The sequence below is a fragment of the Gillisella vitis genome (assembly GCF_021559775.1).
Lineage (GTDB): Bacteria > Pseudomonadota > Alphaproteobacteria > Rhizobiales > Rhizobiaceae > Allorhizobium > Allorhizobium ampelinum.
This window is the reverse complement of sequence record NZ_CP056048.1, coordinates 817,385-829,942: the sequence shown is the minus strand read 5'-3', so window position 1 is coordinate 829,942 and position 12,558 is coordinate 817,385. Positions and strand designations below refer to the sequence as shown.

Sequence of the window (12,558 nt, the reverse complement as noted above, 5' to 3'; positions counted from 1 at the left end):
CGTCGATTTTGTCAAAAAAGTGACAAGAGTGTGACTTGAAATCAGCAGCCTGCCTCTGGTCACATCACGATGACTTTCGTACCCACGGGTACGCGGCCATAGAGATCCGTTACATCCTGGTTACGCATGCGGATGCAGCCGGAAGACACGCCATAACCGATTGTCCACGGCGCGTTGGTCCCGTGAATACGGTAAAGGGTCGAGCCAAGATAAAGCGCCCGTGCGCCCAATGGATTTTCCGGCCCACCCTGCATGCGGGCTGGCAGATAATGGCCCTTGGCAGCTTCGCGCGCGATCATTTCCTGCGGCGGAATCCATTCCGGCCACTCTGTCTTGCGGGTCACCTTGTGCTCGCCCGCCCATTCAAAACCGGGCTTGCCGACGCCAACGCCATAGCGGCGGGCCATTCCTCCGTCCATCACCAGATAGAGAAAACGATTATTCGTATCGATCACCAGCGTACCCGGCTTTTCTCTGGTCTGGTAAGCGACAACCTGCGGCAGGAATTGCGCGGGCGTCGCCGACATCTGCCTGGGCGCGGGCATGGCCGAGGCCTGTTGAAGCGCAGGGCGCAGCGGCGCGGCAGAAGCGGCAGGCTGACGATATGGCTGCGGAACCGGCTTGGTCACCGGGCGATAGTAAACCGGCTGGGCGGCAGAAGGCCTGCTCGGATTGACGGCTGGTGGCTCAGCCCGCACACCCAATTGTAATAGCCATGGCGCTGCGAGGTCCGGGCTGACGACAACCGGTGGCCGGATTTGATAGCGATCCTGCGCCACGGCCTGCCCGGTTATGGTTGGCAAGGTGAGCGCCAGTGTCAAGGCAAGACTGGCTTTCAGGAGAAAACGCGGTGGCAGCATCGGCTAAACCCATTTTTTAAACCATCAGGACCCACAGTCCGTTGGGATCAACCTGCCACCGCCGCTTGTGGAAATGGTAAACGCGCCTTCATTCAAATTGCCCTCAAGCACGAAAGCTTTTGTCAGGGTTAGTATTTCGTTTGAAAAGACAGTGAACAAAGAGTAAACAAAAAATCGAACAAGGGGAGCGGGAATGGATAGGGCGGGATTGATTGCCGACGAAGAAGGCGTGTTGCGCTGTTTCTGGCACGGGGGGCTTGCGGATTACCGTCGCTATCATGACGAGGAATGGGGTCGCCCTGTTACCGACGACCACCGCCTGTTCGAGAAAATCTGCCTGGAAGGCTTTCAATCCGGCCTGTCCTGGCTGACCATTCTGCGCAAGCGCGAGAATTTTCGCGCCGCCTTTGCCGGTTTCGACTTTGCAAAAGTAGCGCTGTTCGATGATGCGGACATTGCCCGTTGCCTTGCCGATACCGGCATCGTACGCCATCGCGGCAAGATCGTTTCCACCATCAACAATGCCCAACGGGCCTTGGACTTGCAGGCGGAGTTCGGCTCCCTCGCCGCTTATTTCTGGCGTTTTGAGCCTGGCCCCGAAGAACGCCCGGCAAAAATGGATTATGCGACGCTGCGCGCCAACCCCACCTCGCCCACCTCTATCCGGCTGTCGAAAGAATTGAAAAAGCGCGGCTGGAGTTTTGTCGGCCCTACCACCGTCTATGCCTTCATGCAGGCGATGGGACTGGTCAACGATCACCTGGAAGGGTGTGTTTGCCGGGATACAGTGGAGCAGTTGAAGGCTATGTTTATTCGGCCCACCTAGCCCTCAGCCTATCGAAGCCACCAGTTCCGGCAAGGCGCTGATCTCAGGTAATTCTCGAAAGCGCGGTGCATCGGCAGGCTTTTCCACATGCTCAAAAACCCAGGTCAGTTCATGGGGCACGAACACACCCCAGGCCCCGACCGCCAGCGATGGTACGATGTCGGATTTCAATGAATTGCCGACCATCATCGCGCGTTCCGGCTCATCACCATGCTTTGAAAAAAGCCGCCGATAGGTGGTGGCGTTTTTGTCGGAGACGATTTCCACCGCGTCGAAAAAGTCGCCAAGCCCGGATTGCGCCAGTTTGCGCTCCTGGTCGAACAGGTCGCCCTTGGTAATCATCACCAGAAAATATCGCCCCGCCAAGGCTTCCAGCACATCGCGCACACCGGGCAGCGTTTCCACGGGATGGCTGAGAAGATCACGGCCAATCGCCAAAATCTCGCCGATCACCGCGCCGGGTGCCCTTCCCTCGGTAATTTCCAGCGCGGTCTCAATCATCGACAGGGTAAAACCTTTGATGCCGAAACCGTAATGGGCCAGATTCCGCTTTTCCGCGTCCAGAAGGCGCTCCGAAATCATCGACGGCTCGGCGTAATCGGCCAGTAGCGACCGGAAATGCTCTTCCGTCAGCCGGTAGAATTGCTCGTTCTGCCACAGGGTATCGTCGGCATCGAGGCCAATGGTGGTCAGCGCCCGCGTCATGTTCTCCTCCAAGCAAGGCAGCGGCACGGCTGCCTCAAGCGCATCCAATACTTGAGACAGCCGCGGTGGCTTATTTGCCGTGCATCTCAAGCCATTGCTGCATCATGGCAATTTCGCCCTGCTGCGCCTTGATGATCTCTTCGGCCAGCGTGCGGATATTTTCGTCCTTGCCATATTGCAACTCCACCTTGGCCATGTCGATAGCGCCCTGATGGTGGACAATCATTCCGCGCACGAAATCCACATCGGCATTGCCGGTCATCGGCATGGCCATGGCCTTGTGCATCCTGGCATTGGCGGCAGAAAACGCCTTGCTGGATGGCGCGTTCAACGTGGTCGAGGGCATGGAATGGTCCATGCCTTTCATAGTGTCGTCCGCATAAGCGGCAGTGCTGGCAAGCAACAGGCTTGCGGCGAGAATAAGGGTTTTGACCATGACGGTCCCTTTCTGATGATGACAAGTCAGTCGAAATCCGGCTTTTCCCGGATTCAGGGCTCTTTCATCCATCAGAAACGAGGCGGGGGCACCAAGGGCAGAGGGGCAAGCGACAGCAGCCGAGGAGCAGATGACGGCAACGGCGCATCCCCCACCATTGGCTTGCCCAAAAGAGTGGAAAAATCCGCAAGCAGGCTCACGCAGGCCGCGCAATGGCCACACCCCATTGCCTGGTGCTGGTCGGGACAGTTACGATCCATCTTGTGGACATGCTCAGATGGACTTGCTGCGTGAAATGGCGATGCAGTCGGCATCGAATCATGGCCTTGGTGTGTTTCGGCACCGTGCATCGTCATCGGCGAAACCATACCGCCAGTGGCAGCCATGCCGCTGACGGGCATGGCAGCATAAGCCAGAGCGGCAACAACCAGCATGAGGCGAAGAACGAGAGCCATGATGGTAGTGTATGCCGATAACCTCACGAGGCAAGCGTTTTCACTCAGCCTTTTCGGCCTTTGATTTGGCCTGCCAGATCCAGCCATTGCTGCGCCCGGCGCGCCCAGGTGAAGTGCGTCCTGACATGCTCCGTCCGCTCCTGACGCCGCGCCGCAGCCGCAGCCGGATCTCGCTTCATCGCAAGCAGCGCCTCGCTGGCAAACTCGATATAGGTGTGCGCGAGTTCATGGTAGGATGGTGCCATATCCATAAACTGGCCAATCCCTTCCAACACTTCCGGCAGTGCACCAAGCCGTGTTGTCAGCACATCCGCCCCACTTGCCAAGGCTTCGACCGCGGTGATGCAAAAGGTTTCCTTGAATGTTGATGGATATGCGAGAGCCGCGACATCTCTCATGACTTCAGCCAGCTCTTTTTGCGAAACCGATTCATAATAGCTCACCCCCCTCAGATTGCGCGCCACCTCATAGAGATAGACATGGGGGTCGTGCTGTTTTTCAGGCGCATAAATCTTCATGCCTGAGAAGACTTTCAGCTCCGCTCCTGGCACCCGGGCACGAATGGATGGAAACGCTAGCAACAGAACCTCCAATCCACGAAAGGGCGTGCTGCTGTAGGTCAAGACGGGAGGAGCGCCAGTCTCAAACCATGCCGGCTGCAAGGGATGTTCCAGAAAAGCCGGAGAGACGGCGTTTCCAATCACCGTGGCCCGCCTCGTGTCAATACCGAAGGCGGTAGCGTACTCATTCACCTGCCAATTACTGACCATGACAAAGGCATCCCAGACGGCCTGCTCATCGACATTTCGTAAGCTCGCAACGGCACCCTGGTTTGCAGCGTGATGGCAATAAAGCACCATCGGAACATTTTTCGGCACGACCTGACGAAATTTAATGCCCATCGCCACCGATACCACGACGACGATATCGAACTGGCCGAAGCCCTCACGTCCGATGGTGCTGCTTTCAACCAGCCGAACGCCCTTTACCACCCGCTCGTGGCTTGGATTGTTCATCAGGGTCACCGTGGCGCCAGCCTTGACCAATTCCTCGGAAAGAAAGGCAATGGCAGATTGCGTGCCGCCGAGTGGCTTTTGCAGAGGCGTTTCCGGATCGTAATCGATGCCACCCGTATCGAGAAACAGAAAATTCATGCAACCCCCAAATGGCTCATGTCAGCAATAATTCGAATCAACCTGAGGAAGCATATATGACCTTATGGAGAATCCGGTAGTCCTTGCTCTCTTCCCCCAACGGCACGACGGGCCAATCCCAAACCTGCTCTGCTTCAGGCGGCGCAACGCCCGCCAGAAGATCGGTTTCCTCGCGTAAAACGCCATTGCGGTCGATGACGGAAAAGGAAATATCCGTGAGCAAACAGGTGCGGGCGGGCAATTGCGCCAACCCGTCAAGATGGGCGCGGATCAGCCGGGTCACGCTATCCCCGGGCATTGCCCCCGCCGCCTCCCCGGCCAGCCGCTTTTTCGCGCCCATGCCGATCTGGGAAAGAACATTGGCCGAGACCACCAGATCAAGCCAGGGAACGCGGCGCAGGAAATCCAGCGGTTCCGGCACCTCTCCCTGTTTCAGTGCATCGTAGCCGGAAAGATCGCGCTCTATAAAGCGGACGTTTTTCAGCCCCTTCATCGCCACCCAGGCCCGCACGCTGGCAACATGCACCAGATCCACCAACACGACCGTATCGAAGGCCCGCGACAACTCCAAAACAGGCACATCGCGCAGCAGGCCGGAGCCAAGCACGACAACCGTTCGGCGCGGCATGATCGGCTTTGCCGCATGCAGAACCGCCCGCTTGCAATTGCGCTCATGCTCGGCCCAATCGCTGGCACAGCGGCGGGCGCGCGACCAGAGATTGATGGAATAGCGGATATAAGGCCGATGCGCTTTCGACGTCACCCACCATGTTGCCGCGTAATTCAGCGCTTCGAGGATCATTCCCGGCCTATAGCATCGGCGTCGGGCCGAAACCAGCCTTCGGCCTTGCCGCTCAGGGCGTCATCCACTAAGACAGCCGCAACACACACTCCCCTAGCATTCGGTGCCGATCATGAGCGAAAAGACCAAAAAGCCCCAGAAACTGAGAGCCCGCCTGCCGCGTGGTTTTGTGGATCGGGAAGCCCATGATATCCGCGCCGTCAACGAGATGACCGCGAAAATCCGCGAAGTCTATGAGCGCTACGGCTTCGATCCCATTGAGACGCCGCTATTTGAATATACCGATGCACTCGGCAAATTCCTGCCCGACAGCGACCGCCCCAACGAAGGCGTGTTCTCGCTTCAGGACGATGACGAGCAGTGGATGAGCCTGCGCTACGACCTGACCGCGCCTCTGGCCCGGCATGTCGCCGAAAATTTCAACGAGATCCAGCTGCCCTACCGCACCTACCGCGCCGGCTATGTGTTCCGCAATGAAAAGCCGGGTCCGGGCCGCTTCCGCCAGTTCATGCAGTTCGATGCCGACAGCGTTGGCGCGCCGGGCGTGCAGGCCGATGCCGAAATGTGCATGATGATGGCCGATACGCTGGAAGCGCTGGGTATCCAGCGCGGCGATTACGTGATCCGGGTAAACAGCAGGGCGTTATTGGACGCCATCCTCAAAGCAGGAGGAATAAACGACAGTCAGAAACTCAATGTTCTAAGAAGCTTAGATAAGTTCGATAAATTTGGCTGGGAGGGTGTGTTTCAGCTTCTGACATCAGGTCGTCGCGACGAAAGCGGCGATTTCACAAAAGGAGCGGATCTATCCACGGATCAAGCTAAAACATTATACAGGCTTTTTGAACAGCCGGTTGTAATCAGTCAAAATGAAGAGCCACTTAAGATCATGATAGGCCAAGAGACCATCTCATGGCCGAAATCACGAGTGGAGTTTTTTGCTGATTTCAAAAGAGACGAAAAACCAATCTTCAATGAGGAAGAAGTACGATCTGGTGAGTTGGATTGGCTTCTACCCATAATGATATTATTATCGGATCCTCGTGACGGAACCGAAGTTGACTTCCGTCATATGGTCGATATTTTTGATATCAGCAATCTTGTTCGATCTGCCGGTTATGGATCTGATCGCATCAAAATAGACCTCTCATGCGTCCGAGGCCTCGAATACTACACGGGCCCGGTCTACGAAGCCGAACTCACCTTCGACGTCACCAACGAAAAAGGCGAAAAGGTCGTGTTCGGCTCAGTCGGCGGCGGTGGTCGCTACGATGGGCTTGTGTCGCGCTTCATGGGCCAGCCCGTTCCGGCCACCGGCTTTTCCATTGGCGTCTCTCGCCTGATGACGGCCTTGAAGAACCTGGGCAAGCTGGGCGCTAACGAAGTAATCGCGCCGGTTCTGATCACGGTCATGGATGGCGATGTGGAGAGTATGGGGCGCTATCAGCGCTTTACCCAGGCGCTTCGCAATGAAGGCATTCGCGCTGAGATGTATCAGGGCAATTGGAAGAAATTCGGCAATCAGCTGAAATATGCCGACCGTCGCGGCTCTCCCATCGCCATCATTCAAGGCGGCGATGAGCGCGAACAGGGCGTGGTGCAAATCAAGGACCTGATCGAAGGCAAGCGTCTGTCGGGCGAGATCACCGACAACACCGAATGGCGCGAAGCCCGCGTGGCGCAAATTGTCGTGCCGGAAGCAGAGCTTGTTGCCAAGGTGAAAGAGATTTTGGCCGCCCAGGCGGAAGATCGGGCGCGGGCGAAGTAGGGTTTTCGAAGGACGTAAAAGAGAATATTACGCCCTATAACGCCCCCTTCCCCCTCCACTCTTTATACGCTAGAACCAATTCAGGATCGGTTGTAACGCACCGATCCCGGAGCGTAGAAACTCCTCGAGAAGCGGCCCGTGTCGGTCGTTATAAAGACACCCCTCAGCCATAGGTTTGTGGCTGAGGCGGTGGGCTATGTCTATATGGTCCACTCTCCATCCTTCTATGGTCGGGGAGGCCTTGGCGTATGTCCAGAGCTTCGGCTTAAAGGCCAGGGCGGTCGTTCTTCTTGCGGCTTTTCTACCTCCCCGATCGCCAGAGACCGTTCTCTGGCGATCGCTTGGTTTTCAAGCGTGGGAGGCAATGGACAATGGCCGATTACAACCTCTGGGCCGATCTTTTCGATACGTGGCAATCCTCATCCGACTGGATCAAGGCGCTGGTCATCGTGACACCGCCGGTTTTTGCGATCAGCGTGTTGGCCCTGCTGCTGCGCTACAGGCGGGAGAGACCGGGAAACCCACCCCAAGCCGCAATTTACCAACCGCCACAGCGCCCGGAAGACTCGGCGGAGATCATCGACGTCACCATTCTCGACGCGGCAACGAATCTTCAAACCCGGTTGGAGGAAGCCCGCCACGCCCTGCTGCCACAGAACCGTACCCTGCCCGATAGCGAAGAACTGGGACGTCGGACCATCCGTCAGCAGATCGAACAGATCATTCTCGAAGAATACCACCGCCGGTCCGATCCGGCTGACGCCCTTGAGCGCGTGCGGCAATTCCTGAGACAACACCAGACCCAGCAGCAAGACGGTCGTCAAACTGAGGATTGACGGGAGGCAATGTGGTGACTGTCTGTTCAAGCTAAGATAGAGTGAAGCAGCGGTGCAGGCCACGGAGACAGCTTTGCAACACAGCGCGCCCATTCCCGTTTCACAGTGGAACGAGATGAAAAAGCTCGAAGCCTCATGGTTCGACCGGCTGTCCACCGTTTCCCTTACGGTCGGCGTGGCCGCACCGATAGCCGCCAGCAGTCTTTCGCCGAATGGCGACCATAAATTACCGTTACTCGGCTTCGTCTTCTGGATTTTTCTGGCAACACGACGTCACTTGATGAATTGGCTTCGCCCCCCCCTCATCCCCCTGCCGGGGACTTCTCCCCGCTGGGGAGAAGAGGTCAACACGACAGCACTGAGCCTCATCGTGAGGCTGCGGGAAACCGCTTTTGCTGCGCGGAGAAGGCACAAGGATGCCGCAGGTCTCTTCTCCCCATCGGGGAGAAGGTGGCGGCAGCCGGATGAGGGGGCGGCGAAGCCGAAAAACATTTGCGGCGTGTACTATGCTTTCCGAACCTCAGAGACGATCGATTCTTTTGTTATCGTTTGTCTTTTCGGGAAAACCGGGGTCCACTTTTCCCTGCCAAACTGGTAGGTTCTCTATTCTGGAGATGAAACAGTGACAAGTTTTGAGCAGATCTACACTGTCATGCCGCTTGGCCTGCTGGTTCTGGCCGGGGGCCTGCTGGCCTATAAAAAATGGCAGCATAGCCAGACCCATCATTGACATAACAGTCAAAGGGTGGTGTTCGGATTATCCCGAATGCATGCGTAACTGACCGGGATAGTCAATGCCTCTGATAAACATGCCGGATTTCGCCGGCGCTCTTCTTGATGATTTTGCCGCGCGTGGCGCAGCAAGGGTCGATACCCCGGTTATCCAGCCCGCCGAGCCGTTTCTGGATATGGCGGGCGAGGATCTGCGCCGCCGAATTTTCCTTACCGAAAGCGAGACTGGCGAAAGCCTGTGTCTGCGACCGGAATTCACCATTCCCGTCTGTCTCAGCCATATCGAAAACGCCACCGGCACGCCAAAACGCTACGCCTATCTGGGTGAAGTGTTTCGTCAGCGTCGCGAAGGCGGCAATGAATTCTATCAGGCCGGTATTGAAGATCTTGGCGAGCCAGCCACGGCCCGCGCCGATGCCCGCGCCATTAATGATGCCATCGGCATTCTGCACAAGCTGCTGCCCGGACGGCCTCTGACCGTGATGCTCGGCGATCAGGCGGTGTTTGAGGCGGTGGTCAAGACACTGGGTCTACCCTCCGGTTGGCAAAGACGGCTGATCCAGGCGTTTGGCGACAGCACCCATCTCGATCAATTGTTGAAAACCCTGGCCAGCCCGCAAACGGCGCATGGTCTCGATCCCGCTGTGGAAGCGCTGCTATCGTCAGGCGACGAAACAGGGCTGATCGCCCATCTCGACCGGACCATGGAAGACACCGGCTATTCCACCAATGCCAGCCGCAGCCCGCGCGAAATTGCCGCTCGGCTGAAGGAAAAGCTGGCGCTGGCGGAAACCCGGCTGGATGGCGCGGCCCTGTTGCTGCTGCGCGAGTTCCTGTCGCTGGAATTGCCGCTGAGCGAAGCCGCCGCAGCCTTGGCGGGCTTTGCTGATGCCGCGGGTCTGTCGCTGGGTGCGGCTCTTGACGGATTTGAGGCAAGGATCGCCGCACTGGCCGACCTTGGCGTCGATCTCTCCCGGATCACCTATCGCGCCGCCTTTGGCAGGCCGCTGGATTATTACACCGGTCTGGTGTTTGAAGTGGCGCTTTCCGGCGAACCCGCCGTTTTGGCCGGTGGCGGACGGTTCGACCGTTTGTTGACGCTTCTCGGTGCAAAACACACCATTCCCGCCGTCGGCTTCTCACTGTGGCTGGACCGCATCGAACTGGCGAGGGCGCGCTGATGACCATTACCATCGGATTGCCCTCCAAGGGCCGGATGAAGGAAGACGCCTCGGCGATTTTTGCCCGTGCAGGGCTGACCATTACCGCTGTCGGCAATGACCGCTCCTATCGCGGCCGGGTCGAAGGCGAGGATATCGAGATTGCCTATCTTTCCGCCTCGGAAATTTCCCGCGAAATCGGCAATGGAACCGTCGATTTCGGCGTCACCGGTGAAGATTTGATCCGTGAAGAGCTGGCGGATGCCGACAAGCGGGTGGAAATCGCCGCACGGCTCGGCTTTGGCCATGCCGATGTGGTGGTCGCCGTGCCGGATATCTGGCTGGACGTGGACAGCATGGCTGATCTGGGGGATGTGGCGCAGGAATTTCGCGCCCGCCATGGCCGAAGATTGGCGATAGCCACCAAATACTGGCGCCTGACCCAGCAGTTCTTCTCCCGTCAACATGGTATCCAGCTTTACCGGATCGTCGAAAGCCTCGGCGCCACCGAAGGCGCGCCCGCCGCTGGCCAGGCCGACATAATCGTTGATATCACCTCCACCGGCTCGACGCTGAAGGCCAACCACCTGAAAGTGCTGGGTGATGGGGTCATTCTGCGTTCGCAGGCCTGCCTGGTCCGCGCCCGCAAACCTGAGCATGAAGGCAATGCCCAGATCGCCAGAATCATCGACGCGGTCAGAAGCGCACTCTGAATTATCAGAGCAGACATAATGTAGCAGACCGCTTCCTACACTTCCCAAATTCAATAATGACGTAAAAGCCCAGGGTCTAAATAGACGCTGGGCTTTTTCTTTGGGACCATTCCATCTCAATAAATAGAAATTTATATATAAGTATTTTTTCGAAAACAAAGGCGCGCAGGCAGTGTATTTTTGGTAACTATTTATTTTTTTATGATTTATTATGATTTTTATTTAAAATTTTTTATGGCGCATGTCAGCTCTTAAATTGATTTAAAATATCGTTTTTACGACATTTTTTGTATTAACTTATATAGAAAATATCATTTAATGATTTTATGCTCATAAAAAATAATTGACTTATCGCAAAACAAACACCTAACTGATTGCCACGGATGCGCTATAAAAAATATTTTTATATTGTCTCCGTGATTATTATTTCAATCATATCTGGGGGTAATGATGAAATATCACATGAAGGCACTTCTTATTATCTCGCTGTTCTTGGGTACCGGTGAAACACTCACCATAGCAAACGCAGGGGTCTGCAATCCGTTCACCAAGGTTTGCTCCGGCCCTCACGGTGGCTAAGGCTGTTTAGAGTTTGTCAGGGAAAACAGGGGTTCCTTTCCCTGACAAATGACCAGCCGATGACCGTGATCCATAACAGCATGCCGTTCAAAGCAAAAAGCCCGTCGGATCGCTCCGGCGGGCCTTTGTATTTATCCCGGCTTTAAAGAGCCGCTCGATACAGGAAACTTTTATCGGCTATATTGAATAGCCACCTGCATATCAGGCAAGAGCCAGCTTACCACCGCGACGGGCGTCGAGCGAGTAGGCGCCTGCTCCAACCGTTGCCAGCAGGATATAAGCGCCAGCAAGGGTGAAGTTCTTCATCATCATGATGCCGTTCAGCGTGTTGATCCAGCCCAGTGCTGCATCCGGCCAGCCGGGAACGGCAACCGTGCCGCTATGGAAGACAGCGCCGGTGAAGATGCAAAACAGCGCCAAGGCCCAGCCGACGATCTTCGTCTGAAAGCCGACGAGGACGGAAAGACCGGTGATCAACTCAAACGCACCGGCCAGATAGGCCAGAGCCGTCGCAGCAGGCAGTCCAGCGCCCGTGATCATGCCGGCCGTGGAAGCCGGATCGGTCAGTTTGCCAAAGCCAGACAGAATGAAGATGAAGGAGAGAAGAATTCTGGCGAGCAGAAGGATCGCGTTATTGGTATTTGACATGGAAGGCTCCAGTGTGATGACTGCGGGACGCAAATTGGTTAGAAAACTGTGAAGCCGTTTTCCCACATCTCTACTGTTTCAGATAGGTGGACAATAATTGACGTATCGTTCACAATTTGAGAACAACGACCACCTTCGACACCCTGGCATTCATTAGGATATTGTCATGACTGACCTTTCTTCCTTCCCGATCACCCAGCGCTGGCCTGCCCAAAATCCAGAGATCATTCAGCTCTATTCGCTGCCGACACCAAATGGCGTCAAGGTATCGATTGCGCTGGAAGAACTGGAACTGCCCTATGAGGCGCATCTGGTGACGTTTTCCGACAATTCGCAGAAGTCGCCAGAATTCGTCTCGCTCAATCCGAATGGCCGCATCCCGGCTATCCTCGACCCGCATGGACCGGATGGAAAACCGATCGGCGTGTTTGAATCGGGTGCGATTCTGGTCTATCTGGCCGAAAAGACCGGACGGCTTTTGCCAAAGGACGGCCCCAGCCGCTACAGCGTCCTGCAATGGCTGTTCTTCCAGATGGGCGGCGTCGGGCCGATGTTTGGCCAGTTCGGCCATTTCCACAAATATGCCGCCGATAAGGTCGCCAACAACTCCTACCCGACGGAGCGTTATCGCGACGAAACCCGTCGCTTGCTGTCCGTACTCGAAGCCGAGCTTGCGCATCGTCCCTGGCTTGCCGGTGACGAGTACAGCATTGCCGATATCGCCACCTGGCCGTGGGTGCGGTGCATTACCGCTGGTTATGAAGCCGCCGAGGTCATTGGTCTCTCCAATTATCCCGCCGTCATGGATTGGGCCGCTCGCGGCGAAGCCCGTCCCGCCAGCCAAAAGGGTCTGAATATTCCTCCGCGCCCAGTGTGAGGCTCAT

Annotated in this window: 14 protein-coding genes; 7 read left to right on the top strand and 7 right to left on the bottom strand. The window is 56.4% G+C overall.

All coding sequences use genetic code 11. The features are described 5' to 3' along the window. Positions 1-59 precede the first annotated feature (59 nt). Positions 60-860, bottom strand: coding sequence for a L,D-transpeptidase (locus AVCG78_RS20710; RefSeq protein WP_071206443.1), 801 nt, complete (start codon positions 858-860; stop codon positions 60-62). 193 nt (positions 861-1,053) lie between these two features. On the opposite strand from AVCG78_RS20710, the gene AVCG78_RS20705 reads away from it, so the two are divergent. After that, a complete protein-coding gene (locus tag AVCG78_RS20705; RefSeq protein WP_071206441.1) occupies positions 1,054-1,686 on the top strand; it encodes a DNA-3-methyladenine glycosylase I in 633 nt (210 codons plus the stop codon). Between the two features lie 3 nt (positions 1,687-1,689). Here the strand turns inward: AVCG78_RS20705 and AVCG78_RS20700 are convergent, their stop codons facing one another. From AVCG78_RS20700 to AVCG78_RS20680, 5 genes are all read right to left on the bottom strand, one after another. Next, positions 1,690-2,391 carry an HAD family hydrolase gene (locus AVCG78_RS20700; RefSeq protein ID WP_071206439.1) on the bottom strand — a complete coding sequence of 234 codons (702 nt, stop codon included), beginning with the start codon at positions 2,389-2,391 and terminating at the stop codon, positions 1,690-1,692. A gap of 70 nt (positions 2,392-2,461) precedes the next feature. Beyond that, the gene (gene copM / locus AVCG78_RS20695) at positions 2,462-2,827 is read right to left on the bottom strand and encodes a CopM family metallochaperone (protein ID WP_071206436.1); all 366 of its coding nucleotides are present in this window, start codon (positions 2,825-2,827) and stop codon (positions 2,462-2,464) included. A gap of 71 nt (positions 2,828-2,898) precedes the next feature. Beyond that, positions 2,899-3,282 (bottom strand): hypothetical protein, encoded by a 384-nt coding sequence (locus AVCG78_RS20690; protein WP_041698590.1) that lies wholly within the window; start codon positions 3,280-3,282, stop codon positions 2,899-2,901. 44 nt (positions 3,283-3,326) lie between these two features. Beyond that, positions 3,327-4,436 (bottom strand): glycosyltransferase family 4 protein, encoded by a 1,110-nt coding sequence (locus tag AVCG78_RS20685; RefSeq protein WP_071206435.1) that lies wholly within the window; start codon positions 4,434-4,436, stop codon positions 3,327-3,329. 37 nt (positions 4,437-4,473) lie between these two features. Beyond that, on the bottom strand, positions 4,474-5,238 hold the full coding sequence (locus AVCG78_RS20680; protein WP_071206433.1) for a hypothetical protein: 765 nt from the start codon (positions 5,236-5,238) through the stop codon (positions 4,474-4,476). A 112-nt stretch (positions 5,239-5,350) separates the two neighbouring features. Here AVCG78_RS20680 and AVCG78_RS20675 point away from each other — a divergent pair, with 112 nt between their 5' ends. The 5 genes from AVCG78_RS20675 to hisG all read left to right on the top strand — a co-directional run bounded on the left by AVCG78_RS20675 (position 5,351) and on the right by hisG (position 10,447). Then, on the top strand, positions 5,351-7,006 hold the full coding sequence (locus AVCG78_RS20675) for a histidine--tRNA ligase (RefSeq protein ID WP_071206431.1): 1,656 nt from the start codon (positions 5,351-5,353) through the stop codon (positions 7,004-7,006). Between the two features lie 371 nt (positions 7,007-7,377). Further along, positions 7,378-7,842 carry a protein kinase gene (locus tag AVCG78_RS20670; RefSeq protein WP_156601660.1) on the top strand — a complete coding sequence of 155 codons (465 nt, stop codon included), beginning with the start codon at positions 7,378-7,380 and terminating at the stop codon, positions 7,840-7,842. Positions 7,843-7,915: 73 nt separating this feature from the next. Beyond that, positions 7,916-8,440: a hypothetical protein gene (locus AVCG78_RS20665; protein WP_139191547.1), complete on the top strand. Its 525-nt coding sequence runs from the start codon at positions 7,916-7,918 to the stop codon at positions 8,438-8,440. 196 nt (positions 8,441-8,636) lie between these two features. After that, positions 8,637-9,755, top strand: coding sequence for an ATP phosphoribosyltransferase regulatory subunit (locus AVCG78_RS20660; RefSeq protein WP_071584397.1), 1,119 nt, complete (start codon positions 8,637-8,639; stop codon positions 9,753-9,755). Continuing rightward, positions 9,755-10,447: an ATP phosphoribosyltransferase gene (hisG, locus tag AVCG78_RS20655; RefSeq protein ID WP_071206420.1), complete on the top strand. Its 693-nt coding sequence runs from the start codon at positions 9,755-9,757 to the stop codon at positions 10,445-10,447. The genes AVCG78_RS20660 and hisG overlap by 1 nt, the downstream gene beginning before the upstream one ends. Before the next feature lie 780 nt (positions 10,448-11,227). On the opposite strand, the gene AVCG78_RS20650 is transcribed toward hisG, so the two are convergent. Further along, positions 11,228-11,674, bottom strand: coding sequence for a DoxX family protein (locus tag AVCG78_RS20650; protein ID WP_012654098.1), 447 nt, complete (start codon positions 11,672-11,674; stop codon positions 11,228-11,230). A gap of 166 nt (positions 11,675-11,840) precedes the next feature. On the opposite strand from AVCG78_RS20650, the gene AVCG78_RS20645 reads away from it, so the two are divergent. Then, positions 11,841-12,551: a glutathione binding-like protein gene (locus tag AVCG78_RS20645; protein ID WP_071207367.1), complete on the top strand. Its 711-nt coding sequence runs from the start codon at positions 11,841-11,843 to the stop codon at positions 12,549-12,551. The last annotated feature ends 7 nt before the right edge of the window (positions 12,552-12,558 follow it).

Excerpts from the sequence above, each read along its gene's own strand:
- AVCG78_RS20710 (WP_071206443.1), bottom strand. The coding sequence starts at position 860 with ATGCTGCCACCGCGTTTTCTCCTGAAAGCCAGTCTTGCCTTGACACTG.
- AVCG78_RS20705 (WP_071206441.1), top strand. The coding sequence starts at position 1,054 with ATGGATAGGGCGGGATTGATTGCCGACGAAGAAGGCGTGTTGCGCTGT.
- AVCG78_RS20700 (WP_071206439.1), bottom strand. The coding sequence starts at position 2,391 with ATGACGCGGGCGCTGACCACCATTGGCCTCGATGCCGACGATACCCTG.
- copM (WP_071206436.1), bottom strand. The coding sequence starts at position 2,827 with ATGGTCAAAACCCTTATTCTCGCCGCAAGCCTGTTGCTTGCCAGCACT.
- AVCG78_RS20690 (WP_041698590.1), bottom strand. The coding sequence starts at position 3,282 with ATGGCTCTCGTTCTTCGCCTCATGCTGGTTGTTGCCGCTCTGGCTTAT.
- AVCG78_RS20685 (WP_071206435.1), bottom strand. The coding sequence starts at position 4,436 with ATGAATTTTCTGTTTCTCGATACGGGTGGCATCGATTACGATCCGGAA.
- AVCG78_RS20680 (WP_071206433.1), bottom strand. The coding sequence starts at position 5,238 with ATGATCCTCGAAGCGCTGAATTACGCGGCAACATGGTGGGTGACGTCG.
- AVCG78_RS20675 (WP_071206431.1), top strand. The coding sequence starts at position 5,351 with ATGAGCGAAAAGACCAAAAAGCCCCAGAAACTGAGAGCCCGCCTGCCG.
- AVCG78_RS20670 (WP_156601660.1), top strand. The coding sequence starts at position 7,378 with ATGGCCGATTACAACCTCTGGGCCGATCTTTTCGATACGTGGCAATCC.
- AVCG78_RS20660 (WP_071584397.1), top strand. The coding sequence starts at position 8,637 with ATGCCTCTGATAAACATGCCGGATTTCGCCGGCGCTCTTCTTGATGAT.
- hisG (WP_071206420.1), top strand. The coding sequence starts at position 9,755 with ATGACCATTACCATCGGATTGCCCTCCAAGGGCCGGATGAAGGAAGAC.
- AVCG78_RS20650 (WP_012654098.1), bottom strand. The coding sequence starts at position 11,674 with ATGTCAAATACCAATAACGCGATCCTTCTGCTCGCCAGAATTCTTCTC.
- AVCG78_RS20645 (WP_071207367.1), top strand. The coding sequence starts at position 11,841 with ATGACTGACCTTTCTTCCTTCCCGATCACCCAGCGCTGGCCTGCCCAA.